Origin of the sequence: Alteromonas sp. P256 (assembly GCF_036864455.1) — a bacterium.
GTDB lineage: Bacteria > Pseudomonadota > Gammaproteobacteria > Enterobacterales > Alteromonadaceae > Alteromonas.
The window spans coordinates 59,327-85,713 of sequence record NZ_JAZETM010000009.1 but is presented as its reverse complement, the minus strand read 5'-3'; the positions used below and the strand labels follow the sequence as shown (position 1 = coordinate 85,713).

24 protein-coding genes are annotated in these 26,387 nt (G+C 44.7%); 18 read left to right on the top strand and 6 right to left on the bottom strand.

Going from position 1 to position 26,387, the window contains the following annotated elements; all coding sequences use genetic code 11:
- Window positions 1–28: 28 nt before the first annotated feature.
- Window positions 29–2,689: a penicillin-binding protein 1A gene (locus V7R39_RS13700; protein ID WP_334031366.1), complete on the bottom strand. Its 2,661-nt coding sequence runs from the start codon at window positions 2,687–2,689 to the stop codon at window positions 29–31.
- Between the two features lie 138 nt (window positions 2,690–2,827).
- Here V7R39_RS13700 and pilM point away from each other — a divergent pair, with 138 nt between their 5' ends.
- The 9 genes from pilM (at window position 2,828) to V7R39_RS13655 (ending at window position 11,933) form a co-directional block, all read left to right on the top strand.
- A complete protein-coding gene (gene pilM, locus V7R39_RS13695; RefSeq protein WP_334031365.1) occupies window positions 2,828–3,895 on the top strand; it encodes a type IV pilus assembly protein PilM in 1,068 nt (355 codons plus the stop codon).
- Window positions 3,883–4,461 (top strand): PilN domain-containing protein, encoded by a 579-nt coding sequence (locus tag V7R39_RS13690; protein ID WP_334031364.1) that lies wholly within the window; start codon window positions 3,883–3,885, stop codon window positions 4,459–4,461. Before pilM ends, V7R39_RS13690 begins: the two co-directional genes overlap by 13 nt.
- Window positions 4,462–5,073, top strand: coding sequence for a type 4a pilus biogenesis protein PilO (locus V7R39_RS13685; RefSeq protein WP_334031363.1), 612 nt, complete (start codon window positions 4,462–4,464; stop codon window positions 5,071–5,073).
- Window positions 5,073–5,597 (top strand): pilus assembly protein PilP, encoded by a 525-nt coding sequence (locus V7R39_RS13680; RefSeq protein WP_334031362.1) that lies wholly within the window; start codon window positions 5,073–5,075, stop codon window positions 5,595–5,597. The genes V7R39_RS13685 and V7R39_RS13680 overlap by 1 nt, the downstream gene beginning before the upstream one ends.
- A 2-nt stretch (window positions 5,598–5,599) precedes the next feature.
- Entirely contained in the window at window positions 5,600–7,372 is a 1,773-nt protein-coding gene (locus tag V7R39_RS13675; RefSeq protein WP_334031360.1) for a type IV pilus secretin PilQ, read from the top strand.
- Window positions 7,373–7,643: 271 nt separating this feature from the next.
- On the top strand, window positions 7,644–8,159 hold the full coding sequence (aroK, locus tag V7R39_RS13670) for a shikimate kinase AroK (RefSeq protein WP_032095188.1): 516 nt from the start codon (window positions 7,644–7,646) through the stop codon (window positions 8,157–8,159).
- Window positions 8,160–8,190: 31 nt separating this feature from the next.
- The gene (aroB, locus tag V7R39_RS13665) at window positions 8,191–9,258 is read left to right on the top strand and encodes a 3-dehydroquinate synthase (protein WP_334031358.1); all 1,068 of its coding nucleotides are present in this window, start codon (window positions 8,191–8,193) and stop codon (window positions 9,256–9,258) included.
- Between the two features lie 88 nt (window positions 9,259–9,346).
- Window positions 9,347–10,810: an SPOR domain-containing protein gene (locus V7R39_RS13660; protein ID WP_334031356.1), complete on the top strand. Its 1,464-nt coding sequence runs from the start codon at window positions 9,347–9,349 to the stop codon at window positions 10,808–10,810.
- Between the two features lie 205 nt (window positions 10,811–11,015).
- A complete protein-coding gene (locus V7R39_RS13655; protein ID WP_334031355.1) occupies window positions 11,016–11,933 on the top strand; it encodes a Dam family site-specific DNA-(adenine-N6)-methyltransferase in 918 nt (305 codons plus the stop codon).
- A 39-nt stretch (window positions 11,934–11,972) separates the two neighbouring features.
- On the opposite strand, the gene V7R39_RS13650 is transcribed toward V7R39_RS13655, so the two are convergent.
- From V7R39_RS13650 to V7R39_RS13640, 3 genes are all read right to left on the bottom strand, one after another.
- Window positions 11,973–12,170 carry a DUF2970 domain-containing protein gene (locus V7R39_RS13650; protein WP_032095185.1) on the bottom strand — a complete coding sequence of 66 codons (198 nt, stop codon included), beginning with the start codon at window positions 12,168–12,170 and terminating at the stop codon, window positions 11,973–11,975.
- Window positions 12,170–12,481 (bottom strand): hypothetical protein, encoded by a 312-nt coding sequence (locus tag V7R39_RS13645; RefSeq protein ID WP_334031353.1) that lies wholly within the window; start codon window positions 12,479–12,481, stop codon window positions 12,170–12,172. The genes V7R39_RS13650 and V7R39_RS13645 overlap by 1 nt, the downstream gene beginning before the upstream one ends.
- Window positions 12,482–12,664: 183 nt before the next feature.
- On the bottom strand, window positions 12,665–13,390 hold the full coding sequence (locus tag V7R39_RS13640) for a TorF family putative porin (RefSeq protein ID WP_334031351.1): 726 nt from the start codon (window positions 13,388–13,390) through the stop codon (window positions 12,665–12,667).
- Window positions 13,391–13,823: 433 nt separating this feature from the next.
- Here V7R39_RS13640 and rpe point away from each other — a divergent pair, with 433 nt between their 5' ends.
- From rpe to V7R39_RS13600, 8 genes are all read left to right on the top strand, one after another.
- Window positions 13,824–14,501 (top strand): ribulose-phosphate 3-epimerase, encoded by a 678-nt coding sequence (rpe, locus tag V7R39_RS13635; RefSeq protein ID WP_334031349.1) that lies wholly within the window; start codon window positions 13,824–13,826, stop codon window positions 14,499–14,501.
- 29 nt (window positions 14,502–14,530) lie between these two features.
- A complete protein-coding gene (gene trpS / locus V7R39_RS13630; protein WP_334031347.1) occupies window positions 14,531–15,538 on the top strand; it encodes a tryptophan--tRNA ligase in 1,008 nt (335 codons plus the stop codon).
- 206 nt (window positions 15,539–15,744) lie between these two features.
- Window positions 15,745–16,341 carry an anthranilate synthase component II gene (locus V7R39_RS13625; RefSeq protein ID WP_334031345.1) on the top strand — a complete coding sequence of 199 codons (597 nt, stop codon included), beginning with the start codon at window positions 15,745–15,747 and terminating at the stop codon, window positions 16,339–16,341.
- A 433-nt stretch (window positions 16,342–16,774) separates the two neighbouring features.
- Window positions 16,775–17,950 (top strand): HDOD domain-containing protein, encoded by a 1,176-nt coding sequence (locus V7R39_RS13620; RefSeq protein ID WP_334031343.1) that lies wholly within the window; start codon window positions 16,775–16,777, stop codon window positions 17,948–17,950.
- Window positions 17,951–18,285: 335 nt separating this feature from the next.
- Window positions 18,286–19,491, top strand: a complete 1,206-nt coding sequence (locus V7R39_RS13615) for an aspartate aminotransferase family protein (RefSeq protein ID WP_334031341.1) — start codon at window positions 18,286–18,288, stop codon at window positions 19,489–19,491.
- Window positions 19,492–19,514: 23 nt separating this feature from the next.
- Window positions 19,515–20,552, top strand: a complete 1,038-nt coding sequence (gene astA / locus V7R39_RS13610; RefSeq protein WP_163107010.1) for an arginine N-succinyltransferase — start codon at window positions 19,515–19,517, stop codon at window positions 20,550–20,552.
- A gap of 14 nt (window positions 20,553–20,566) precedes the next feature.
- Window positions 20,567–22,036, top strand: coding sequence for a succinylglutamate-semialdehyde dehydrogenase (gene astD / locus V7R39_RS13605; protein WP_334031339.1), 1,470 nt, complete (start codon window positions 20,567–20,569; stop codon window positions 22,034–22,036).
- A gap of 21 nt (window positions 22,037–22,057) precedes the next feature.
- Window positions 22,058–22,864, top strand: a complete 807-nt coding sequence (locus V7R39_RS13600) for a DUF1338 domain-containing protein (RefSeq protein WP_334031338.1) — start codon at window positions 22,058–22,060, stop codon at window positions 22,862–22,864.
- Window positions 22,865–22,918: 54 nt separating this feature from the next.
- On the opposite strand, the gene V7R39_RS13595 is transcribed toward V7R39_RS13600, so the two are convergent.
- Window positions 22,919–23,227, bottom strand: coding sequence for a winged helix-turn-helix domain-containing protein (locus V7R39_RS13595; RefSeq protein WP_334031337.1), 309 nt, complete (start codon window positions 23,225–23,227; stop codon window positions 22,919–22,921).
- A gap of 417 nt (window positions 23,228–23,644) precedes the next feature.
- Between V7R39_RS13595 and V7R39_RS13590 the strand changes: the two genes are divergently transcribed.
- On the top strand, window positions 23,645–24,187 hold the full coding sequence (locus V7R39_RS13590; protein WP_334031336.1) for a hypothetical protein: 543 nt from the start codon (window positions 23,645–23,647) through the stop codon (window positions 24,185–24,187).
- Between the two features lie 34 nt (window positions 24,188–24,221).
- On the opposite strand, the gene V7R39_RS13585 is transcribed toward V7R39_RS13590, so the two are convergent.
- The gene (locus V7R39_RS13585; RefSeq protein ID WP_334031334.1) at window positions 24,222–26,387 is read right to left on the bottom strand and encodes a putative bifunctional diguanylate cyclase/phosphodiesterase; all 2,166 of its coding nucleotides are present in this window, start codon (window positions 26,385–26,387) and stop codon (window positions 24,222–24,224) included.

The following is a 26,387-nucleotide window of genomic DNA, read 5'->3' as shown; positions in this document are numbered from 1 at the left end:
GACGTGGTTTTGCGCGCCCTTCCCTTTTTTAAAATATTTCTTCTGACTCTGGCGTTGTTGTTTCATCCTGCTCGGCTGGGTCTACCACATCGTTGTCACGAACGTATACGGTAGGCTCTGTACCTTGAAGGAAGTATTCGAATAGTGTCGTATGGTCTGTGCGATTGGTCAACTTTCCACTGGTACGATCAATGCGCACGCGAACGATATTTTCAGGCACAGGTAACGGAGAATAAGGTTTGTCGGCCAGTGCATATTCCATAAAGCGGATCCAGGCAGGACCTGCGGCTTTGGCACCATCTTCTGTTCCGATAAGCGCATTGCCAATCCAATTAAACTTCTCAGGGTTTTTATTAATTAAATTTTGATTACGAGTAGCACGCCCAAGCTGGCGGCTCATATTGTCAAAACCGACCCAAGCGGTCGCTACAATATCTTTGTGGAACCCGCTGAACCATGTATCTCTTGAATCGTTCGTTGTACCAGTTTTACCAGCAATATCCGTACGCTGTAATATATTTCTAGCGCGCCAGCCGGTGCCAAGCCAATAGGTTTTCTTATTCCAGTTACCGTTGGCTCTCACGCCCGTTCGCATCATTTCAGCGACGAGGAACGCATTTTGTGCACTAATAACCTGAGGCGCTATAGTCTTTTCTTCAACATCATTGGTCAAATCTACCGTGCCAGCATCTTCATTAAACTGAGCCGCAAGCAATGCTTCAATATCATCTTCATCTAAGGGCTGGGACGATGGGGTCTCATCTTCCTCTTCACAGCGATGACAAGCCCATACTGGGTTTGCCTGCCATAACTGTTCACCACTCTCGTCGAGCACTTCACTGATAAAGTGAGGGTTTACTAGATAACCGCCGTTGGCAATAACCGACATGCCGCGCACCACTTCAAGAGGAGTATGAGAGCTTGAACCTAACGATACGGTTTCATCGAGAGGAATATCCTCCTTGTTAAAACCAAAACGAGTCAGATAATTCGCTGTTTCGCGCAATCCTACACCACGGAGCAGTCGAACCGACACCACGTTTTTCGATTTACCCAGTGCTTTTCGCATGCGAATAGGCCCATCGTATTCAGCAGGTGAATTTTGTGGCCGCCATGCTACACCGGTTGCAGCATTCCACTGGTTTATTGGCGCATCGTTGATAATAGACGCTAATGTGTAACCATTATCAATAGCGGCTGAATAGATAAAAGGCTTAATGTTCGAGCCAACTTGACGCTTAGCTTGCGTGGCGCGGTTAAACTGACTTTGATAAAAGCTATAGCCGCCCACAACCGCTTCCACGGCACCGTTTTTAGGGTTAAGCGCGATAAACGCACCGCTTACCTCGGGGATCTGCGCAATTCGCCACTCATTGTCTTGCTTTCGAATATAAATGACGGCACCTTCGCGCGTCACATCAGCAGCGGTATCAGGGTCGTTTCCTTGCCTGAAGTCAGTTATGTATTGACGCGCCCAATCTAGGCCGTCCCACTCTATGGTGCGAGTTTCGCCATTGACAGTAAGTACCTCTATGGACTTTTCGTTTACCACTTTCACCACTGACGGCACTAGCGGTTTAATATAGGGAATTTCTTCTAATACGGATATTAACGACGGATCATCCCACATCGCTCGCTCTGTGCGATTGCTCACGTCAAAACTCAATGACAGAAGCGGGATTTTCTCGTCTTTTGACTCAGCTTTAGGGATGTCCCACAGATAGCCTAATGCCCCTTTATAGCCATGGCGCTCGTCATAATCATGTAGATTTCTTACCACTGCCCTTTGGGCCGCAAGCTGTAGCTCAGATGTGGCCGTTGCATAAACTTGGTATCCACCTGTTTCTGCTTCTTCTTTGCCGTAGGTTTCTACCATTTCGGAATAAATAACGTCTGCTAGGTATGGCGCATCAACTTCAATTTCAGCGCCGTGTTTACGTGCAGTAACAGGAGCGCTAGCGGCTTCATCAAACTGCGCTCTGGTAATGTAGTTCTCATCGAGCATTCTCAGAAGAACCACGCGTCGCCTTTCAACAGAGCGCTCTGGTCCGCTGATAGGGTTAAGCACTGAGGGCGCTTTGGGAAGACCCGCAATAGTGGCAATTTGTGCTAAAGACAGCTCGGTAAGTGGCTTTCCATAGTACACCTGTGAAGCGGCGCCAAAACCAAACGAACGATGACCTAATTCGATTTTGTTTAAATATAGCTCCAAGATTTCTTGCTTCGAGAGCTCTTGCTCCATATGAAGAGCGATAAATATTTCCTTCACCTTACGTATGTACGTCTTCTCCCGAGACAGAAAGAAACCTCTCGCCAACTGCATGGTAAGTGTACTGGCTCCCTGTCGCTTTTCACCCGTCAGTACTAAGCTTACTGCTGCTCGAACGATACCAATGGGATCAATACCGTGATGCTCGTAGAAGCGGCTATCCTCAGTGGCAATTATCGCATCGACTAATTGCTTAGGAACTTCCTCAAGTTTTACCGGTATCCGCCGTTTAACTCCATACTGGGAAATAAGTTTTCCATCTTTGGTATATATCTGCATTGGGGTTTGCAGGCGAACATCCTTAAGGACAGTGACACTAGGCAGGTCAGGTTTGATATAAAAGTAAATACCAACCAGCGCAGCAAAGCCAAGAAGACCGGATAAGAAACTGAAAAGGATTAACGGTTTAATGTACTTCACTGTAACGGGTACCAAGGAAAATTATGATGAAATGACGTATATTCTATACGTATGTGTTATCAATAGAACCATACATATGAATTATTTAGCGTAATATTGTACTTTAGAGCAACTACCTTTGGAACTAGGCACGAATAAATGAAATCGCTACTGAAAAAAAAGCTGCCGCCCATTGTGGGCTTAGACATAGGAACGCGTCAAATAAAAGCGGTATGGATAGAGCAGACAAAAGATGGATTTTTACTTCAAGGGTATGCCTGCGAACCCATCAGTAAAATTGCTTTTTCAGAGCGCGACATAAAAGATTATGAATCGGTCAGTATTGCATTAAAAAAAATCAGAAAAGCACTTAAGACCAAAATTAAGTTAGCCAACGTGGCTGTTGCGGGCACGTCTGTTATCAGTAAAATCGTTTACATGGATCCAGAGCAAAGCGATTTCGATTTAGAAAACCAAATTGAAATAGAAGCTGACAGTCTCATTCCCTACCCATTAGAAGAAGTCTATTTAGACTTTGAAGAAATCGGCCCAAGTACTACGCATACAGGCAAAGTAAATGTTCTGCTGACTGCTGCACATAAAGATTTGGTAGATAGTCGACTGCTGCTAGCAAGAGAAGCCAATTTCGAGCCTAAAATTGTCGATATGGAAAGCTACGCTATCGGCAATGCCATCGACTTTTTTCACGCCAATCCGGCAACCGACGAGTCTTTATGCTGTGTGAATGTAGGTGCCTCACTGCTCCAGGTCTGTGTGGTAAAAAACGGCAACGTTGCCTATACCAAAGAGCACGCCTTTGGACTGAATAACCTCATAAACGATATTAGCGCCATCCACATGATTGAGCGAGAAACTGCAGAGCGCCAGTTGCTAGACGGCACATTAGCAGGAAATTGGGTTGAAGACACCCTACCCATTTTTGCCGCTAATCTTCAACAAAGTATTAATCGCGCATTACAAATGTACATGAGTACCACCCACGCCGAACGTCCTCAGAAAATTTTACTTACCGGAGGCGCAGCAACCATTGAGCCTTTGGTTGATATTTTAAACCAAGACTTAGGCCTTGATGTCGCTCGCTTTAACCCTTTTGCAGGCATGACAATAAATCCAAAATTGGATGCGGCAAAGCTGCAAAAATTAGCGCCTCAACTTGTCATAGCAGCAGGCCTAGCGAGTAGGAGTTTTACCCCGTGGCACATGTAAACCTACTCCCCTGGCGCGAAAAACAGCGCCAACATCAAAAGCAGCAGTATCTGGCAGCACTCGTGGCCGTAGCTGCGATTGTTGGGCTAATATTTTGGTTTGTTGGGCAAGCAATCGACCAGCAAATTAGCCATCAAAACTCACGAAACCAATTTCTAGAACGTGAAATTGCCGCCCTAGACAATCAAATTGGCGATATAAAGAAAGTGAAAGAAAATAAAAGCGCCATTGAACAACGGATGACCCTGATTGAACAACTTCAGGCAAGTCGCAATATCTCGCCTATTGTGTTTGATGAGCTAGCCAAGCTTGTACCCTCAGGCGTAGCGTTTAACACTATGGCTCGCACTGGAAACAGCATAAAAATTGAGGGTACGAGTGATTCAAACAACAGGCTATCTGATTTCATGCGTGCATTAGACAGCTCTGACACCTTTGTGTCTGCTGAACTGTCTACCATCAAATCGGATAGCAGCGCCGCGCGTGCAGTGAGTGACTTTACCCTTACATTCTCTATCGCCCCCAATCTAGCGCCAATGACAGATGCAGAAAGTGAGGTTCAGTAGATGAAATTTGATGTCTCAAAACTAAAAGAACTCAACGAACTCGATTTCGAACAAATTGCCATTTGGCCCAACGAAGTACGCATTGTTGTTGCAGCATTTGTGGCTATTGCCATAGGCGCATTAAGTTACTACCTGCTGATAAGTCCAAAGCTTCCTATCTTAGATACAGCAAAATTAAAAGAAGACGAATTAAAGCTTCAGTTTGAAGCTAAATACCGAATTGCTGCAAACCTCGATGCTTATCAAGCCCAACTAGAGCAAATCAAAAAAGACTTCTCTTCTATGCTGAAAAGTCTACCTACCAGTAATGAGACACCGGGACTACTTGACGATATTACTTACGTGGGCACCTCGGCAGGATTAACCTTTAAACTGCTCAACTGGCAGCAAGAAGTGCCAAAAGAATTCTACACAGAACTGCCTATAGAGATGGAAGTAAGCGGCGGGTATCACAACTTTGGTGAATTCGTCTCTAACGTGGCAGATTTACCTCGTATTGTAACTTTGCACGACTTTGATATTGCCCGCAATGAAGGTGGCTTAACCCTTAGATTACAGGCAAGAACCTACCGTTCTGACAATCCCTCACTCTTAGAGGGAGAAGAAGACTAATGCGATATCTTTTATCTTTGTGTATTTTTGTTATGATTTGTGGATGCGCCCCTGAAATCAATGATTTACAGGCTTACACAGAAAGCGTAAAAAGCCGAGCTCAGCCGAGCGTAGAGCCATACACTAAATTTGAAACTCAACCGCCTTTTGCATACAGCGCAAGTTCGTTGCGAAGCCCTTTTCAGCAGCCCAGAGGGATACCTGCGGTAGTGAGCCAAACTCGGGTTGAAAATTGCTTACAACCTGATTTTCAACGCCCCAAACAGGCGTTAGAAAGCTATGGCTTAGACGCGCTCGCACTCACTGGAAGTTTTACCGTTCAGGGCGAAAAATGGGCGCTCATAAAAAGTAACGACGGCATGCTGCACAAAGCAAAAGCCAAAAGCCGCATTGGGCTATTTTACGGCAGCATTACGCAAATCGGCAAAGAATCAATTATTATAGAACAGTTATTACCAGATGGTGCTGGCTGCTGGCAAAGGAAAACAACAACAATGACAACAGCATCACAGGCGGGAGAGTAAACATGGCCGAGCGATACATATTTAATAAATCTCTAAATCGTAGCGCGCCTAGATGGTATTGGTTAGCAGGTACTATTGCTGCGCTTCTCTCTTTTACTTTGTTTGTTGCTCCCTCAAAAGCCCAAGAGCCAGTTTTAGTCGACCCGCAGTCTATGAGCGATGTACAGCGCGTGACCACCACCATCATTGATGTTGATTTTACGCAAAACGCCAACAACACCGCGATTACTATGGTGACGTTTGAAGGCCAAGTCCCTAAGACACAGCTTATTGAATCTAAGGGCAAAGTATCAGTTACTTTAATGGCTACTAAACTGGGCGAAGATCAGTTTGTAGAGCTTGATGTGGCTGATTTTGGCACCGTGGTTTCTACTATCGAAACTTTTGAAGACGACAAGTCTGCGCGTATTGAAGTGAATTATGAAGGCGCGGTTACCGTGAGAAACACGGTAAAAGGGAAGCAGCTTCACATTGAAATAGTACCTATGGGTAAAGAACAGCAAGAAGCCCTTAGCAGCGAGAAAAAGTATACTGGCGAACCCATATCTCTCGACTTCCAAGACGTTCCGGTACGTCAGGTATTGCAGATTATTGCTCAAGTTAATGGCTTTAACCTCGTTACAACCGACTCGGTGACAGGCAATGTCACCATTAGTCTTTCTGGGGTTCCCTGGGATCAAGCCCTCGATATGATCATGCGAGTGAAAGGCTTGGACAAGCGTTTAGAAGGGAACATTTTACTTATTGCACCGGCAGAAGAATTATCGGCAAGAGAAACCCAAGCGCTGCAGTCTCGTCAGCAAGTGGCCGATTTGGCCCCGTTGCAAACAGTGGATATTGCGATTAACTACGCAAAAGCAGCAGAACTGGCTGCAATTTTAAAGTCATCGGAAGGTGGTATTCTTTCAGATAGAGGCGGAGTGACCGTTGATGAGCGCACCAATACGCTGCTGATAAGAGACACACTGGAGTCTATCGACGAAGCTAGAAAGACCATCGAAGTACTCGATATTCCTGTTAAACAGGTGCTTATTGAAAGCCGTATGGTAACTGTACTGGATAACGTAGATGAACAACTTGGCGTTCGATGGGGCTTCAGTGATAGACAGGACGACAACGGCGTATCAGGTTCTCTTGAAGGTGCAGATACCATTGCAGGTGGCATTGTTCCCTCAATCAACAACCGATTAAACGTTAACTTACCGGTGAGCAGTGCTGCGGGCACCATAGGCTTTCAAGTGGCAAGCTTAATCGATGGCACTATATTAGATTTAGAGCTGTCGGCATTAGAATCTGAAAGCAAGGGTGAAATCATTGCTAGCCCGCGAATCACGGTTGCCAATCAACACGAAGCGTATATTGAGCAAGGTACAGAGATTCCGTTTGTGCAGGCAACCTCAAGCGGCGCCACAGCGGTTGAATTTAAAAAGGCGGTATTATCGCTTAAAGTCACGCCGCACATCACACCGGACAACCGAATTATTTTAGATTTGGTAGTAACACAAGATACACGAGGTGAAACAGTATCCACATCAACTGGGGATGCAGTGGCAATCGATACGCAGGAAATACAGACACAGGTGCTGGTTGAGAATGGAGAAACTATCGTTCTAGGCGGCATCTTCCAGCAAACAAGCAGTGACGGCGTGAACAAGGTCCCTCTGTTTGGCGACCTTCCCGTGCTAGGTGCATTGTTCAGAAATACCACTGAGCTACAGCAAAAGCGCGAGTTATTAATTTTTGTAACGCCCAAAATAATTACTGAAAAACCGTAACCCCTTCCCGAGTTGCCAAATAAAACGTGCATAACCTTGCACGTTTTTTGTTTTAACCCTGTTTTTTTGAGTGAAATTACAGGTATATGCATATTGTTGGTAACAAAACTTGCAACGCCTTGCAGGAAACTGAGATAATCGCCGCCTCGAAATATTAACGAGGTTTAAGGAGTGGTGCTTATTGGACATTAAATAGGCACGAGTCAATGGGTAGGCTGGTAAGGCAACAGTGCACTGCCCCTAACATGATTAAGTTGTGATATAAGCAAATATGGCTGAAAAACGTAATATCTTTTTAGTTGGCCCGATGGGTGCTGGCAAGAGCACTATCGGTAGACATCTAGCAGACGAACTTCACTTGGATTTTTTTGATTCGGATCAGGAAATTGAGCGCCGCACTGGGGCTGATATCGCCTGGATCTTTGACTTGGAAGGTGAAGATGGTTTTAGAGCACGCGAAGAAAACGTCATCAACGATTTAACCGACAAGCAAGGCATTGTGCTTGCTACTGGCGGTGGCTCTATCGTGACTAAAGCAGTACGTAACCGTTTATCTGCCCGCGGTATCGTTGTTTACTTGCAAACCACTATCGACAAGCAAGTAGCTCGTACACAACGTGACAAGCGTCGTCCTCTTCTTCAAAACGAAGATCCTGAGAAGGTACTTCGCGACCTAGCCGACTCACGCAACCCTTTGTACGAAGAGGTAGCCGACTACGTAGTTGATACCGACGACCAATCTGCTCGTGCGGTAGCAAACCAAATCATCAGTAAAATCGGTCTTTAAATAGCATAATGTATTAGGAGGTGCTGCGCCCATGTCAACCTTAACTGTGGAACTTGGAGACCGTAGCTATCCAATACAGATAGAAGCAGGTTTGCTCTCGCAGCCTGCTCTATTTAGCCCTTATATAAAAGGGCCTCTCGCTGTTATCGTTACCAATGAAACCATTGCGCCATTATACCTAGAGACAGCAAAAGCTGCCTGTGGCGACGTTAACATAGAAACCATTATCCTGCCCGACGGCGAACAGTATAAAAACCTCGAACAATTCGAAGTCGTTATGACCTGTTTGTTAGAGCTAAATGCCGCTCGCGATACCACGTTAATCGCATTAGGCGGCGGGGTAATTGGCGATCTTACTGGCTTTGTAGCAGCAACCTATCAGCGCGGCATCCCTTTTATTCAGGTTCCTACTACCTTACTTTCCCAAGTTGATTCATCAGTGGGTGGAAAGACAGCAGTCAATCATCCTCTTGGGAAAAACATGATTGGTGCATTTTACCAACCTGTTTTTGTAGCAATAGACACACTCTCACTGTCCACCCTTCCAAAGCGAGAATTCGCCGCTGGGATGGCTGAAGTCGTGAAGTATGGCATTATTTACGACGCACCTTTCTTCACTTGGCTTGAGTCTCAAGTAGAATCGCTGAAAGTACTCGACAACGACGTGTTAAGCCAAGCTATCCACCGCTGCTGTGAAATAAAAGCCGATGTGGTAGCAAAAGACGAACGAGAAGGCGGACTTCGTGCCATTCTAAATTTGGGCCATACGTTTGGTCACGCTATAGAAGCAGAGCAAGGCTATGGCAACTGGCTGCATGGTGAAGCCGTGGCAGCTGGTACTATAATTGCTTGTTTAGCTGCACAAGAGCTAGATTGGTTTGAAACGTCAGAAACTCGTCGTGTTGCCGCGCTGTTTAAAGCTTTCGACCTTCCCGTTGAAGGTCCTAAGAGTATGAACAAAGCCGACTACGTCAAGCATATGAAGCGAGACAAGAAAGTAGAAGCCGGTAGCATACGATTTGTGCTTCCAAAAGGCATTGGCAATGCGGTGGTTACAAAAGCAGTGACCGACGACATACTTTCTAACGTACTTTCCTAGCCTTTAAGATTCGACACCGCAAATAAACACATTCGTTTGCGGTGTTACTGTTTTCTGCTCACCGCAAGGTTTTTATAGGGGCAAACACATGCAAAATGAACTGCATGAACGTTTGGAGTATTTAGTTAACTACTCGTCGCAACTGATTTTTGTCAGTGGAGACTCTATTGCTCAGCAACAAAAAACCCTAGAAGCCTTTGTCTTTCAGCAGCATGATGATACTGAAATAGCTTATTTGACTGCACAAGAGACGATGGATGTGTCTGACTACCGTCGCCAACTCTGTCGCCAGCTGTTAGGGCAAGTGGTAGGCAGTTTTGTCAGACCGTTAAACGAGCTACTTGTTGATTTAAATAATCACGAAGGGCCTATACTGGTTGCCATTACTCAATCTCATCATCTACCGGATAGCTTTTTACAAGAGTTGTGGGACCTTGTTCTTCAAAGTCGATTTGCCGGCAATAAGCAGCATTTAAACGTATTATTGTTTGCCGATAGCCAGTGGGCAGAACGAGCAAAGCAGTGGCTACCCGCCAAAAATACGGAAACACCCTTAATTATTAGCAGTCAGTCTGTCATCGATGAGCAACCTAATTTTGCATCTGATTTAGATAAAATGATTGCAACGCGTCGAGAGGCCTTTCAAGCGCATCTTGAAAACCGACAGCAGCAAAGCGCACTGACCTTTTCCAACCCGCTAAAGTCGAGATGGCTCTATGTATTGTTGCTTTGCGTTTTTGTTAGCACATTTTCAGGTTTAGTTTATTGGCAATACGGCGACGACATCGCTTCTTTGTTCGCGCCAATAGACAAGGCAGATGGGGCTAACGCAAACCTTGTTGCGCCTGGTTCTGCTTACGATCAGGTTGCAGCAGAAACTATGGGTAATGAAGCGGGAGTGAATGCTGAGGGCTCTCTAATCGGTGGGGCAGCCACAATACAAGGCGCTGATGATATCAATAATAATCGCGCATCCTCTGATGACACAGTAAACGCGAGTGTGAACACGCAAAGCAATGAAGCCGCGCAAAGCCAACCAGAGGCGTTAATTACCAGTTGGCAAAATGCTATATCAAAAGATACTAGTGACTTGTCGAAGACAGGCCGTGCCTTACCTCAGGATAAAAGGGCTGCCAGCGGCACAAGCGAAAGCGCCAATGGGGCTAACACAGCGAATTTAGCTGAACCTAAATCGAAACCTAGTTTAGACACTGCCCCATCTGCGACCGGAGCTGAATTAGATGTCACTAGCAGTACAGAAGCTCCGTTCATTGCTCTTAATGAGTACGCGTTACAAATGCTAGCAATGAAAAACGAACAAGTGCTCAACGACTTTATTGAAGAAAATAACTTGGCACAGCAAATCCGAGTTTATAAAACACGGCGCTATGGCGGCGATTGGTATGTCGTGCTATATGCCCAAACGTTTTCATCTGCTACACAGGCTCAGCAAGCCAAACAAGCGCTGCCTGATTACCCTGGCAAAGGGTCAGCGTTTGTAAAAAATGGACAACAAATATTGCAGGAAATAGCTTTATCTGAAAGTCAGTAAATGGGCGCTAACTGAAGGCTTTTTAGGCGATTTGAAAAAGATATCAAATGGCCAGCACTTGCCGGTTGTCCGTTTAAACGATGAAAGATACAATTACCGACTAGTGTGGTGACGCCGACAGGCTCCCTTCCCCAGCAATACGCCTAGAACGGCGACGTTAGGAACAACCACCGTCTTCATTCCGTGTAGGTAGTAACGTTTACGCATGATGCAAAAAAAGAACCGTGCTTTTTTGAAGTGGGCCGGTGGCAAATACAGCTTGGTTGAGCATATTCAAGCCAGATTACCGCAAGCAAATAAGCTTATTGAGCCTTTTGTCGGCGCCGGATCTGTGTTTTTGAATACGCAATACAAACGTTATCTCTTAAACGACATCAATCCAGATTTAATTAATCTTTATAACTTTCTTAAAGCGCAGCCTGACGCACTTATCAATGATGCCCGTGACTTTTTTAGTGCTGCTCGTAACAATGAGCCCATGTACTACGCGTTACGAGAAGAGTTTAATAAAACTGAAGACGAGTATTACCGCGCCATTTTATTTCTTTACTTAAACAGACATGGCTACAATGGATTGTGTCGTTACAGCCTTCAAGGCCGGTTTAATGTGCCATTCGGGCGCTATAAAAAACCCTATTTTCCAGAACATGAAATGTTTGTGTTTTCGGAAAAATCGCAAAAAGCGACCTTTACCTGCTTACCCTTTGAAAAAGTGTTTACTAGGGCGAGACAAGGTAATGTCATTTACTGCGACCCGCCCTACGCACCAATAAGTAAAACTGCCGCGTTTACCAGTTACGCCAGTCATAGTTTTGGGCAAGAAGCGCAGGAAAAATTGGCGCAGCTTGCAGCTAAAACCTCGCAAAAAAGAGGGATCCCAGTGCTAGTCTCAAATCACGACTTGCCTTTAACCAGAGACTTGTATCAAGGGGCAGATTTCAGCATGTTGTCTGTAAAACGCTCCATCAGTCAAAATGGCGCGAAGCGCAATCCTGTCGATGAAATACTCGCGTTTTTCCCCCCGGTGATGCCGTCAGCGAAAAAAGAGAAGGGAGCGAGAAAAGCAAAAAGGCCTGCGTTAAATATATCAGCAGTGCAGACAAGTAAAAGCAAGACCTCATAGACACGACGTTATGAAGAGATTAGACAGGCATTAGTTAGGCTAGCCTACGTACCATTTCACAAAAGTAAACAAACTCACCACAAACAATACCACCATGACCACACCAATTACCGCATAGGTAATAAAGGTGCCCTGAGTAAAATCCCGTTCGTAATTTTTGTGACTTTGCACGCCAAACAAGCTAGCTAGAACGCTGCCAACTATCGCCCATAAGCCAGAGTCGGACTTGTGACTCACTACTGAGCGTCTTTAGGAGACGAAGAAAAGTCTTGATGAGAATTGTCGCTGTGTAACAGCTCTAATAAATCGAGGAAATGAAACTGGAATGACGATGACTTACCTGCAACCCACGAGAGCCAGCTGACTTCCTCAACGCCTTCTTGATAACGAGCACATTGATTCAAGATATGACTAGCGGGCAGCTTGGGGTTGAACTCTGTCACAGGCTGAAAGTCACAGACAGACGAGCGAGCGTTGGGCGCTGACACCATTGTCGCACTAGCAAGCGCAACGACACCACACAAGGCAAAAAATGGGAGAACCTTCATCCTGAACACTCCTATCACTCGGTTAAAATTCCATCTTAGTATAATCTAAATAGGTTAATGAACAAGCTAATTATTTTAACCTGCTGTTAACCCACGTATTCATTGAGAAAGCCCAGCTTTATGATGCTGGGCTTTTTTATCAATTAACAGAAAAGTCTTTACTAAACAGACTTTTCAATACACTTATAGCTCGAAGTCCATACCGTAGCTAACAGTGAATTTTACTGCATCGTTGTCGTATGCATCTGCGCCAGTATCGTCTAAATCGGTGCCCGTAACCGCAAAGCTAAAACCGTCTTTAGATAATGAAATACCGTAATCTGCGTAACCATCTGGTACACCGTTAAACGCTTCTGCGAAGTCGCCTTGATGGTAACCAACGTGGAAACCAAGTTCAGCACCGTCTAGTACTGGCATGCCGTAGTCTAATGAAACATAGGTTGCTTTACCAAAACCAAAATCCTGTCCTTCGCCTTCATCTGCTTCTGTGTGCGCTAGCAATGAAACCGTAAGGCTAACACCACCCATGCCTACTGAGCCGTAAACCTCTGCGAAATCAAATTCAGCTTCTGAATCATAGTTGTAGTACAAGTAACCCACATCGTATGAGATACCTTGGTCAGACTCACCTGAGAAACCGAAATACAAGTCATGCTCATACGAATAAATATCGTCTGCACCGTAGTTTACATTTGACGCCCAGGTACCTGCGTAAAAACCGCTTTCGTGTGCATAGTCAATACCGCCTTGAACAGCTGCATCATTCGTTGTTTGAGTAAGACCACGCCAGATGTAGTTACTTGTGAAACTTGCGTTTGCAGTAACTTCTGCGTAAGTAGGCATTGCAGTGAAAATGCACGCTGTTGATATAGCAGCGGCAAGTAGAGTTCTTTTTGTAGACGTTTTCATGTGTGTTCTCCAGTCAAATTCTAATTTATTTTTCTGTCTGTATTTTTATATTTGCACTAGCTAACGCAAAACTGATGCCCGTTTATGGCACAAGTAAAAAAGAGTTTGAATTAATTTCAATCTATTGATTTAAATAACTTTATTAGCAATCCAAAAGAACCTAATGAAAATAACCATGCAGGTTAAATGAATAAAAATGCACCAGATTAACGCGCACTCCCCAAAATTGGGCAGGCTGTATTGCATTTCTCACTCTTCGAAATAGGGGGGCATTTTAATTTGTCTGGAGGAAACACAGAGTTCGTAGTAAAGCACGACGGATTTCGTTAAACTTTCATCAACCTGCATCTATGCACATTGCATCTGTGTACATTGCGTATATGTACACTGCAGCATCAATCGCTGTGCATGCATTAATGACTAAGGATGAAAAATGAAACCATTTTTAATTGCGCCCTCTATTCTTTCCGCAGATTTTGCTCGACTTGGTGCGGACGTCGAGAAAGTGATCAGCGCAGGCGCGGATATCGTTCATTTTGATGTGATGGACAACCACTATGTCCCAAACCTTACTTTTGGGCCTATGATTTGCGACGCATTAAGAAACTACGGTATTACCGCACCCATTGATGTGCATTTAATGGTGAAGCCTGTAGACGATCTAATAGAAAAGTTTGCCAATGCGGGTGCATCCTATATCAGCTTCCACCCTGAGGCTTCTGAGCATATCGATAGGTCTTTGCAGCTTATTATCGATTCGGGGTGTAAGCCAGGATTGGTCTTTAATCCAGCGACACCGCTACATTACCTAGATCATGTGATGGATAAACTTCACCACATTCTTATAATGTCGGTGAACCCAGGCTTTGGCGGACAGGCCTTTATCCCATCGACACTGGATAAAGTACGTGCAGTTAAGCAGCGCGTTGCAGAAAGTGGCTACGATATAAGAATAGAAATTGACGGTGGCGTAAAAGTAGATAACATTCGCGACATCGCAGAAGCGGGCGCAGACATGTTCGTAGCTGGCTCCGCCATTTTCTCTCAAGACGATTACACAAAAGTCATCAGCGAAATGCGACAAGAGCTCGCATCGCTGACTAAAGCATAATTTATTAAACACAATTACAGGTAAAAATAATGAGTAATAAACCCGTTGTATTAAGTGGCTGTCAGCCTTCTGGACAACTCACCCTAGGCAATTATATGGGTGCGCTTAAGCAATGGGTTTCCATGCAAGCAGATTACGACTGTCTTTATATGATTGTCGATTTGCATGCGATTACGGTGCGCCAAGATCCCAGGCAGTTATTTGAAGCCTGCTTAGATGGCCTAGCGCTCTACCTTGCTTGTGGTATCGACCCGCAAAAAAGCACTATCTTTATGCAGTCTCACGTGCCTGAGCATGCGCAGCTATCTTGGGTGCTAAACTGTTACGCTCAAATGGGCGAACTCAACCGAATGACTCAGTTTAAAGATAAGTCTGCCAAAAACGAAAACAATATCAACGTAGGTTTATATAGCTATCCGGTATTGCAGGCCGCAGATATATTGGCCTATCAAGCAGACAAAGTGCCCGTTGGTGAAGATCAGAAACAACATCTAGAGCTAACTCGCGATATCGCGACTCGGGTGAATAATCTTTACGGCGATATATTTAAACTACCTGACCCGTATATTCCAGACTTTGGGGCTCGAATCATGAGCTTACAAGAGCCTGAAAAGAAAATGTCTAAGTCGGATACAAACCCGAATAACTTTCTTGGTTTGCTTGAAGAGCCTAAAAAGCTGACGAAGAAAATAAAGCGCGCCGTTACCGACTCAGACGAGCAGGCCAATATTTATTTTAACTCTACAGAAAAGCCGGGCGTATCTAACTTACTGACCTTGCTATCTTTATCAACGGGCAAATCGATAAAAGAACTGGAGCCTGAGTACACTGACAAAATGTATGGACACCTTAAAGGCGATGTTGCTGAAGCAGTTGTGTCACTGATTACACCGATTCAAGAAGAATACGCAAAAATTCGTGCCGACAGAGCTTTCCTTGACGAGGTAATGCAAAGTGGTGCCAATAAGGCCTCAGAACGAGCAAGTGTGACATTGAAGAAAGTGTACGATGCGGTAGGTTTTATTCCTAAACCATAGGCTCGCTTTTACCGTAAAGTAACCCACTCACGTGTTGATCATGATAATTGTTTAGCATAGCACTTGTTGAACATAGTATTTGTTGAACATGATAATTGTTTAGCATAGTACTTGTTGAACATAGTACTTACTGATCATGCTACGTGTTTCATACTCGTTTTTATAAAATACATAGCTTTAATATCACACAGAGGTATAGCACTACCGTGTTATTGTTGATTGATAACTTTGATTCGTTTACGCACAACTTAGCTCGCTATTTTTTAGAGTTAGGCGTAAACGTAAAAGTAGTGCGAAATAACGCCATCACGCTGGATGAGATTGCTCATCTAGCGCCATCTCAGCTCGTTATATCACCAGGCCCCTGCACACCGAATGAAGCGGGGATTAGTTTACAGGCAATAGAGCGATTTGCCGGTACTATTCCTATTTTAGGTGTGTGTTTAGGACATCAGGCTATAGGTCAAGTTTTTGGGGCCAGTGTGGTTGGTGCACAAGAAATAAAGCACGGAAAAGTATCAGAACTACACCATAGCGATACCGGCCTACTAAACGGACTGCCAGAGGCGTTCAACGTTACTCGTTACCACTCTCTGGTATTAAAACCCGAAAGTCTGCCTATATGCCTCAATGCTGATGCGTGGTGCACCACCAATGTTGGTCAAAAAGAAATTATGGCTATCTCTCATCAAAGTATGCCTATTTGGGGAGTTCAATATCACCCTGAATCGCTGTTGACCGAATATGGTCACGATGTGCTAGCGAAGTTTATATCCCTGTCTAAACAGCCCATAGACTGCTGAGAAAATGTTCAGCAAAGATAAACACGCCCTAATCAAGCCATAGCTTAAGTAATTGTATCTCTTGCCGATACGTCCTTAATACGGACTTAAAAAGTCCATTTTTTATAGTGTTTAAATACATTGCTTACCTAAAATGCAAAGTTGATGTGCTTGGCCGAGTCTTGAGCTTGAGGCCTGTTTAGCTGGACTTTTGAGTAGCTAGAGCTCTGACTAGCTAGCGTTCTGACTAGCTAGAGTTCTGACTAGCTAGAGTTCTGACTAGCTAGTGGCCTGACTAGCTAGTGGCCTTATCGACTCAAAGCTTAGGAAGCAGGCTATTAAGCGACTTTTTGGTGAAAGAGCGGTATAGCGATAATCGAAAGTGGGAAACTGCCATAAAATGTACGACAATACAGCAACGTACGAAACTATTAAGCATCGGAGTCGACTGCACGTGCCCACAGCCCCTACAGAACACACGGAGCAACCCACTGTTAACGACTGTTTTGAGAATTTTATTATCTCAACAGAGCGTGTGTTCGAGATCTTGGGAAAATCGCCAACGGGCAAAGTTACCTTTGAACAATCAGAGCAAGGCGATGCACGCAGGCAGCTGCTGCACGTAGAAAAAGTGGCCATTGAGAATAAGCGGCTACAAAGAACCTCCGAAGCTTCTTATATCGAATCAATCAGCTATCAACTCCACGATATTATCGTTGAAGAAATGTCGGAGTATCTCAAAGATACGCCAGGGGTGATAAGCAACCTGCTAAACCTGCCGTCCAATGTTGGTATGCTGCTTGATGCACTAACGGTAAGAGCCTGTTCTGTCTCAAAACTTGAACCTATCGTTGCCACTATGCCGTGGCTTGTCGACGACCTTACGCGCATTGTGAATACAGCTTGCTTTAGAAGAAAAGATTCTCGAGGTCGCATCATCATTGTTGAGACACTGCGAACGGCGCTTAGCTTTTTAGGCATTGAAAACTTAAGACTGCTTATCCCGTCACTCATTGTAAAACGCGCCACGCCGCAAATTACCGACCCCTACCCGCTAATTAAACAAAAGCTGTCTAGTTATTCAACGGGTGTAGCGATAACAGCGCAGCACATCGCCATCGCACAGGGAATAAACAAGAGCGATGCCTATATGCTTGGCATGTTAGGTAACTTAGGCAGATGCGCTGTTATTCGCCTTTATTTTAGAATGTTCGACAAAGTACAGCTGCACCTCTTGCAAGAGTGTCAGAAAGACAAGGAGCACAAGCGCCACGATGCATTAGTTAAAATAGTGCCATCAGCCAATCATCTCATTGCGCTACAGCACACTTTTGCCGATGCGTTAACCGCAGATGTGTTAGACGAACTGGCATTGAAACGACTGTTTATCACGCCTGCTATGCGGGCAGTTGCGGGTTCATCACACGCAGAACCCTCAGTATTAAGCGACACATTGTCACAAGCGCGATTATACGCTCAAGTTCGATCGCTGCATCAAACCAAACTCACCGACGCCAAAACGGCAAAAAGCACGTTGTCAGTATTAAAATACCCTCAGGGAATGTTAGCAAAATTAAAAAATATTGATATTTTCACACTCCCTCTCGTAAAAAGTGATGCCGAAGATTAATTTTTAGTGGATATTCATGCAGCCCGCCGACACAAGAGATAATCGTTTAAGCAAAAACTAGTCACTCATTTTAAGTCGTAGCGCCCCGTTGCTGCATGCCTTAGCCGAAAATTATCTATTGAAAACCTCTATTACCAAATGATATTGCTTAGCAGTTAATAGTTATTCACTTTTCTTGCAAATTAAGCCACAGTCCTTGTAAACAAAGGGCTAGAGCATCCCCAAGACAAGACAAATGGTTAAAAAAATGGCATACTAAGTTCCAGTATAGTTTTATTTTTTGCGCTTTTTCACACCAGATTTGGTGTAAGGCGCTCAATGCAGAGGTAGTGATAATGAAGGTAACTCGCGCGACGTTTGACGATGTAATGGTTCCTAACTATAACCCGGCTTCTATGGTACCGGTTCGCGGCGAAGGCTCGCGCGTCTGGGATCAAGAAGGTGCTGAGTACGTCGACTTTGCAGGCGGCATTGCAGTAAATGTATTAGGTCACTGCCACCCTGAGCTTGTTAAAGCATTAAATGAGCAAGGTTCAAAGCTTTGGCATTTAAGTAATGTTTTTACTAACGAGCCATCACTACGCTTGGCGAAAAAACTGGCTGACGCTACGTTCGCTGACAAAGTCTATTTCGCAAATTCTGGTGCAGAAGCTAACGAAGCGGCACTTAAGCTTGCGCGCCGTTGGGCTCTTGATAAGCACGGCGAAGATAAGAATCAAATTATTGCGTTTAATAAAGGTTTCCACGGCCGTACATTCTTCACGGTAACAGTGGGCGGACAAGCAGCATACTCTGATGGTTTTGGACCTAAGCCAGGCGCCGTTGAGCATTGCGACTTCAACGACCTTGCTGCTTTTGAGGCAATGATTTCTGATAAAACCTGTGCAGTTATGATGGAGCCGTTGCAAGGTGAAGGCGGTATCATTACCCCAGACATTGAGTTTGTTAAAGGCGTACGCGAGTTATGTAACAAGCACAATGCACTGCTCATTCTAGACGAAGTGCAATCTGGTGTTGGTCGTACAGGTCACCTTTATGCTTACATGGGTTTAGGCGTAACGCCTGACATTTTAACTACCGCAAAATCGTTGGGCGGCGGATTCCCAATTGGTGCCATGTTAACTACCACAGATATTGCTGCTCACCTTAAGCCGGGTACTCATGGCAGTACATATGGTGGTAACCCACTGGCCTGCGCCGTGGCAGAAAAAGCTTTGGATATTGTCAATCAACCTGAAGTACTAGAGGGCGTGCTGAAAAAAGAAGCGCTGTTCCGCAAAATACTTGGCGAAATAAACGATAAATATCACGTGTTCGAAGAAATTCGTGGTCAGGGTATGCTTCTTGGTTGTGCATTGAATGAGAAATATCAGGGCCGCGCAAAGGACTTTATGACAGCAGCCACTAAAGAGCACTTAATGTGTTTAGTTGCCGGTATGAATGTCATTCGTTTTGCACCGTCACTTGTCATTCCTGACGAAGACATCGTAGAAGGTCTAGCACGTTTCGAGCGCGCGGTTGCCGCTGTTGTAAACGCCTAATAGCCTCTACCAGAGTAGTGAATATGAATATCATTCGCCCTATAAAAAAAGCGGATTACAATGCGCTTAAGGATATCGCTGTCGAATCGGGCATTGGCTTTACGTCTTTGCCCGTTAACGATGAGCTTTTACAGCGTAAAATAGACCGCGCCGACAGTACATTTAACAAGACTAATGTGACTGAGCCAGGCGATGAGTCTTATTTATTCGTGATGGAAGACACTGCAACCGGTGAAGTCGTTGGTACCTCAGGCATTGAAGCCGCGGTAGGTATTGACGATGCCTTTTACCATTATCACTTGAGTAAAGTGGTGCACGCATCTCGTGAGTTAAACATCCACAATACAGTGGATATTCTTACTTTTTGTAACGACTACACTGGCGTTACAGAAATTTGCACGCTGTTTTTACGTGAGCAAGCGAGAGGCGGAATTAACGGTCGCTTCCTATCGAAAGTCCGATTTTTATTCATGATGGAACATCGCGAGCGCTTTTCTGAAACCGTCATTGCAGAAATGCGAGGTGTGAGTGATGAAGAGGGCCGTTCTCCGTTTTGGGAATGGTTGGAAACCCACTTTTTCTCAATGGACTTCCCTACTGCCGACTACCTTACTGGAATTGGCAATAAGGTGTTTATTGCCGAGCTTATGCCGAAATACCCTATTTACGTGAACTTGCTCAGTCAAGCGGCACAGGATGTCATTGGTAAGGTTCACGACAAAACTCGCCCTGCACTGCAACTCTTGGAAGAAGAAGGGTTCTCGTGCAGAGGCTATGTGGATATTTTCGATGCAGGCCCTACTGTAGAAGCGAATCTTAGTCATATTCGAACCGCTCAGTCTAGTCTTAAGCTACCTGTTGTTATTGACGACATGGCTGCGGCTCAGGGACAAACCCACTACATCATCAACACGTCTATTAGCGAGTTTCGCGCAGTGGCTGCAGAAATGACCGTAAGTGAAGAACAACGTGTTGCGGTGCTGTCTCGTCAAGCTGCTGCGGCCTTAAATGTTAATGAAGGCGACTCGGTGCGCTTTGCGCCCGTTACGTTTCGCGACTAATAAAGGACTCCCCTATGCTACACACACATTACATAAACGGTGAATGGATTGCCGGAGAAGGTCACGACCTTACCTCAATAGATCCAGCTAAAAATGAGGTTATTTGGGAAGGGAAATCTGCAACTGCATCACAAATAGATACGGCGATTAAATCAGCCAGAGCAGCTCTTGTTGAATGGAGCTTAAAAACCGTAGAGCAACGCCTAGACATCATCAAAGCCTACGGCAGCAAGCTAGAAGAAGCGAAAGAACACCTAGCTAAAGTAATGGCGAAAGAAACGGGCAAGCCAGAGTGGGAAACGGCCACTGAAGTTGGCGCCATGATGGGTAAAATTGGCATTTCTGAAAAAGCATTCTTTGAGCGTACCGGTGATGTGGAAAACCCTATGCCAGTGGGTAAGGCATTTATACGTCATAAGCCTCACGGTGTCGTGGCTGTATTCGGGCCTTACAACTTCCCAGGCCACCTGCCAAATGGTCACATTGTGCCTGCACTCATTGCGGGAAATACCGTCGTATTTAAGCCAAGCGACCTCACGCCTATGGTAGCGCAAGAAATGGTGAAACTGTGGGATGCTGCTGGCTTACCTAAAGGCGTGTTAAACCTTGTACAAGGTGAAGTCGAAACGGGCAAAGCACTTGCCGCTCATCACGATATTGACGGTTTGTTTTTTACCGGTAGCTCACGCACGGGTCGAGTGCTGCACGAACAGTTTGCAGGTCATCCTGGCAAAATTCTTGCCCTTGAAATGGGTGGTAACAACCCCCTCATCGTTAAAGATGTCAGTGACATAGATGCCGCGACTCATGACATCGTGCAATCGGCTTTCATTACATCTGGACAACGCTGTACCTGTGCACGTCGCTTATTTTTGCCCGCAAACGCGCAAGGTGACGCAATCCTCGAGCGCTTAATTGCTATGACTAAGAATATCAAAGTGGGCGATTATGATGCAGAAGACCAACCCTTTATGGGCGCGATGATTTCAAGCAAGGCGGCAGCTTCTATGGTTGAAGCGCAAAGCGAGCTTGAAGCATTAGGCAGTAAAGTGCTCGTTAGATTAGAACAACCAGATCCGCAAAAAGGGTTTGCCACGCCAGGTATTATCGACGTAACAGACATGCTTGACGCATTGCCTGATGAAGAGCATTTCGGTCCGCTACTTAAAGTTATTCGATACACTGACTTTGACGATGCCATTGCAGAAGCTAACAATACGAGCTTTGGCTTATCGGCTGGTTTACTTGGTGATAGCGAAGAAGACTATCGCTATTTCTTTGCTCGCATTCGTGCAGGTATCGTTAACTGGAATAGACCGATTACAGGCGCAAGCAGCGCTGCACCATTTGGTGGGATTGGCGATAGCGGTAACCACCGTGCCAGTGCGTTTTATGCCGCTGACTATTGCGCCTACCCTGTGGCGTCGGTTGAGCTCGATAAAGTGACGCTACCGGGCAAGTTAAGCCCTGGCTTATCATTATAAAAATGCAAGGACCCTACTAAAATGCATAGTAATATCGATACCTTATTTGCCAACATGTGGGAAGACTACGTAAAGATAACGCCGTCTGCGCACAAGATTCATACCCTGCTTGCCGGTGAAGAAAACAATAGCAATATTGTAAACGACCACGTTGCGTTTAGAACCTTTGCGTTAGATAAGACACGACTTGATAAGTTAGCAGCTCACTTTCTAGCGCTGGGCTATCAAGCAAAAGGCGACTACGATTTTGAAGCGAAAAAGTTAACGGCAAAACACTTTGAGCACCCAGACGATACAAAGCCTAAAGTGTTTATTAGCGAACTTCGCGTTGATGAACTATCAGACGATGCTCAAGCAATTATAAAAAAACTAGTGGCACAAATGCCAAGTGATATTACTGATGCAGACAATTTCCTGTACTCGGGTAAGCACTGGGATGTGAGTAAAGCTGAATACGATACGCTTATCAATGAGTCTGAATACGCTGCTTGGATGGCTGCATGGGGTTTCAGAGCGAATCACTTTACGGTAAGTGTTAACCACTTGAGTCGCACTAATGAGCTGAGTGATGTAAACACCCTTCTGAAAGAAGCTGGGGTTGTTTTAAATACATCCGGCGGCGAAATAAAAGGTGGCCCTGAGGTTTTCCTAGCTCAGTCATCGACCATGGCCGACCGTAGCGACGTTTCATTTAGCGAAGAAACGCTGTCTATTCCAAGCTGCTTTTATGAATTTGCTCAGCGCTATGACATGCCAAACGGCGAACGTTATCAGGGTTTTGTTGCAGCCTCTGCAGACAAGATTTTCGAAAGCACGAACGCAAAGTAATTCAAAGCCCCGACAGCACTCACTCGCATGTTGGGGCTTAATCAATTGAGACAGTCAACAGTTTGTTTCGTTGGTTAACACATACCCTGAGTGCCTGATTGATTTGATGACGACGCTGTCATCATTGAGCGCTTTGAATGCTTTTCTGAGCAAATAAATCGTTTGATTCATAGTTGATAATGACGTGGTACGACCATCCCAAACGCTATCGATCAATACTTCTCTGGTAACGAGCTCATTCTTTTGAGCAAGCAATTGCCTGAGCACCAATGAAGGCTTGCGGGCAAGCAATACAACATTACGCTCATTCTTGAGGGTTTGTAGCTTGTCATCAAAGATACAATTACCCAGTTTCATTTCCATATAAATTAGTCTCTCTATTCCCTTACTTTGATTATATTTATATTACGGACTACCTGTCAAACTGCGCTGTGAGTGCTGCAAACATATTGTAAACATGCTCCACTATAATTTTGAAGTACCCTTTTAAACTGCTAGCTTTTGCCAAAAATAGTGTTTGAAAATACAGGTTATTGGAAATACGAGAGCCATAGCAGTAAACATACAGGAGGTGGGATTAACACCTTAAATAAGTGAATTTTTATCTGGCCTCAATGAATAGTGTTACAAGTAATTAATCAAATAAACATCATTTTTTACGTTATTGCTTTCTTTTTTTTAAATTATTTCTTACTGTTTTATGAGCCAAAAATCACAATTTACGGTAACCCAAATCGAACCAGAAGTTAAAACCCGAAGCTAAAAGGAGCGCAGCAAGTAATGACTAATCTAAAGCAAGTAATAACATGGAGTGTATTAATTGTATTAACAACGGGTTTCTCTTCAATGAGCTTGGGTAGCGAAAGCTCTTCTCATGACGTCGAAGTCATAGAGGTTACTGGAAAACGTCCGGTTTCCTTTTTTAAGAAGCTGGTGAATAGCGCCGAGTTAAATTTTTACGAACTGTATAATAGCATTACCACAAACCGAAAATTTAAGGTTGAATGCAAGCGGGTGGCTCGCAACTCGTTCTCAAGAGTAAAGGAAAAAAAATGTATTCCGGCATTTGCTAGTATCGCTATGTATGAGCAAATGGATAAAATGACCTCGCAACGAGCCCCACGTGAATTTCTTGGTGAAAACCCACTATTCCTATCGGTACAACGCTCTCAACTGAAGGTTGCAACCGATGATTACAGCGAACAACAGCTTAACAACATCATGGAACATTTAAAAACCAACCCCAAATTACTTGAGCGTTACAACGAGCTGGTTAATGCACGCAATTTGTACCAAGAGCGACTTGAGCTTGAAGATAAATAGCTGCTAGTTGCAGTTTACACACAGGCAAATATTATTAGCGCTTAGTTAAATTAGGATCTGCTGTATGTCGTGCTAAAAATTGGTCGTACGGCATTGGCTTATCAAAATAAAAACCCTGCATAAGCTGCACGTCGGCCTGCTCCATAAAGGGTAGGTAAGTTTCTAGCTCTACACCTTCGGCAACAACCTCAATGTCTAAGCTTCTAAGCATGGTTATTATGCCGCTAAATAACGCATAGGCTTTACTGTCTTGATGTACCCCACTCACTAAGCTTCTGTCTACTTTTACCACCTGAAACTGAAACATACGCAAATAGTTTAATGACGAGAAACCGCTGCCAAAATCATCAAGCGATAGTCTAAAGCCAAGCTCTCGCAATGCATTTAATGAGCGCAGTGCGGTTTTTTCATCGCGTACAAACACCGATTCAGTGAGCTCTAACTCAATGTATTCAGGAGATACGTCATTCGTACGGCAGATGTCTAAGGCTTTTTCTGGAAATGTTTCATCGAGCATTTGATTCGCACTAATGTTCACCGATAAGGGAATGGCTTCCCCCTGCTGCGACTCCATTATAGAGATATAGTCACAAGCTGCCTCTATTGCATATAAACCAATGGCGCTATCGAGATTGTGCTCCTCAGCAATTGGAATGAATACGGAAGGCGATACCACTCCGTGAAGGCCCGAAATCCAGCGACACAGTACTTCTCCTCCTTTTAAGTTACCGTGAAGGTCATACTTCCCTTGTATGTAAAAATCGAGCAAATGGTTTTCTACCGCCTTTCGCAAGTCGTTCACCATACTTACCTGCTGCGTCATACTCTCGTATAAGCCAGGTTCGTAAATAAACACTTGCCCTTTGCCTAATTCTTTTGCTCTATACATTGCTGCATCGGCGCATTGAATGAGACTTTTTATGCCGTCACTGTGCTCTGGATAGGCGGCAATACCAATACTTGAAGACAATCGCAATTCAGTGCCTTTGGCATAAATTACGTCCTCTTCTATTTGTTCTATTAGCCTCTCACACTTTTCTTTAACACTGCCAGACGCGTCTTCTTTGAGCACCACTAAAAATTCATCGCCGCCCCACCGTCCAACCTCACCTATACCGCCAAACATCGCGGTTAAAAGTGCAGCCACTCGCTTAAGTTCTGCGTCACCCTTGTCGTGGCCTGCGGTGTCATTAATCGCTTTAAAACCGTCTAAGTCTAAAAACACAAGAAGGAAAGGCTCACCACACTCGACATAAGCATCAATGGACTCGCGAAGCCAATTTCTATTAGACAGACCTGTTAAGTCGTCGTGCTGTGCCAACTGTCTCAATCGCGCTTCATTGCGCTTTCTGTCGCTAACATCGCGAAGCGTGGCAATCAAATAAGAGGAGGTTTGTTGACGGGCTTCAAAAACTGCCACAGAAATATCCAAGACCCGTGTTTTACCCGACAACGAATCTATTTTTGATTCAAAACGGAGCTGCTTATCGAGCTTTAGTTGCTCTTTATTTACCCGTTTTGCAGTCAACAATTCATTAAAGTTTTCGCCAATGCACTTATCTTTTACTGAAGCCCCTATCAAACGAATAAAGGCTTCGTTGCATTCTGTGATCACAAGATCTGGAGTTAACACCAGCATTGGCTCTCGTGAGCTAGCAAACGCAGATGCCATTAAATCAAAGGATTGCTCTGCTTTGCGCTGTTGAGTAATGTCTTTGGTGGTGCCAACAATATTGAGCGCTTCGCTAGCGCTGCCTCTTTTGAGCACCCGGCCTCGCAGCCTTATCCATTGATAATCATCTTTAAAATACAGACGAAACGATACCTCAATACGATCTCTATTACCGTGTATCGCCGTAGACCAATAAAGCTGAAGGTTTTCAATATCATCCTCATGCACACGTGCCATGAGCTCTAGCACTGAACCAGACCAGGTGGAGCGTTGGCCGCTGTAGAGCGAGAATGAGCGAATCTCCACAATGTCAGAATCGGCTCGCCAGCTCCAAAAAGACTCCTGAGACGCCCATAACGCAAGCTCCAAATCAGCTTGAGATTGCTGACTATCACGGAGCGCATCATAAAGCTGCTGCGACTTTTTTGTAAGTAAACCTTCAGCTTCTTCGCGCGCATTTCTTTCACGCTTTAACCGGCGTTCAAGTATCAGTATGCGCTTATCACTATCCGTATAATTTTCGGACAT

What these genes read in the sequence shown, in the direction of transcription:
- pilM (WP_334031365.1), top strand. Translation starts at nt 2,828, where the DNA reads ATGAAATCGCTACTGAAAAAAAAGCTGCCGCCCATTGTGGGCTTAGAC.
- V7R39_RS13685 (WP_334031363.1), top strand. Translation starts at nt 4,462, where the DNA reads ATGAAATTTGATGTCTCAAAACTAAAAGAACTCAACGAACTCGATTTC.
- V7R39_RS13680 (WP_334031362.1), top strand. Translation starts at nt 5,073, where the DNA reads ATGCGATATCTTTTATCTTTGTGTATTTTTGTTATGATTTGTGGATGC.
- V7R39_RS13675 (WP_334031360.1), top strand. Translation starts at nt 5,600, where the DNA reads ATGGCCGAGCGATACATATTTAATAAATCTCTAAATCGTAGCGCGCCT.
- aroK (WP_032095188.1), top strand. Translation starts at nt 7,644, where the DNA reads ATGGCTGAAAAACGTAATATCTTTTTAGTTGGCCCGATGGGTGCTGGC.
- aroB (WP_334031358.1), top strand. Translation starts at nt 8,191, where the DNA reads ATGTCAACCTTAACTGTGGAACTTGGAGACCGTAGCTATCCAATACAG.
- V7R39_RS13660 (WP_334031356.1), top strand. Translation starts at nt 9,347, where the DNA reads ATGCAAAATGAACTGCATGAACGTTTGGAGTATTTAGTTAACTACTCG.
- V7R39_RS13655 (WP_334031355.1), top strand. Translation starts at nt 11,016, where the DNA reads ATGATGCAAAAAAAGAACCGTGCTTTTTTGAAGTGGGCCGGTGGCAAA.
- V7R39_RS13645 (WP_334031353.1), bottom strand. Translation starts at nt 12,481, where the DNA reads ATGAAGGTTCTCCCATTTTTTGCCTTGTGTGGTGTCGTTGCGCTTGCT.
- V7R39_RS13640 (WP_334031351.1), bottom strand. Translation starts at nt 13,390, where the DNA reads ATGAAAACGTCTACAAAAAGAACTCTACTTGCCGCTGCTATATCAACA.
- rpe (WP_334031349.1), top strand. Translation starts at nt 13,824, where the DNA reads ATGAAACCATTTTTAATTGCGCCCTCTATTCTTTCCGCAGATTTTGCT.
- trpS (WP_334031347.1), top strand. Translation starts at nt 14,531, where the DNA reads ATGAGTAATAAACCCGTTGTATTAAGTGGCTGTCAGCCTTCTGGACAA.
- V7R39_RS13615 (WP_334031341.1), top strand. Translation starts at nt 18,286, where the DNA reads ATGAAGGTAACTCGCGCGACGTTTGACGATGTAATGGTTCCTAACTAT.
- astA (WP_163107010.1), top strand. Translation starts at nt 19,515, where the DNA reads ATGAATATCATTCGCCCTATAAAAAAAGCGGATTACAATGCGCTTAAG.
- astD (WP_334031339.1), top strand. Translation starts at nt 20,567, where the DNA reads ATGCTACACACACATTACATAAACGGTGAATGGATTGCCGGAGAAGGT.
- V7R39_RS13600 (WP_334031338.1), top strand. Translation starts at nt 22,058, where the DNA reads ATGCATAGTAATATCGATACCTTATTTGCCAACATGTGGGAAGACTAC.
- V7R39_RS13595 (WP_334031337.1), bottom strand. Translation starts at nt 23,227, where the DNA reads ATGGAAATGAAACTGGGTAATTGTATCTTTGATGACAAGCTACAAACC.
- V7R39_RS13590 (WP_334031336.1), top strand. Translation starts at nt 23,645, where the DNA reads ATGACTAATCTAAAGCAAGTAATAACATGGAGTGTATTAATTGTATTA.
- V7R39_RS13585 (WP_334031334.1), bottom strand. Translation starts at nt 26,387, where the DNA reads ATGTCCGAAAATTATACGGATAGTGATAAGCGCATACTGATACTTGAA.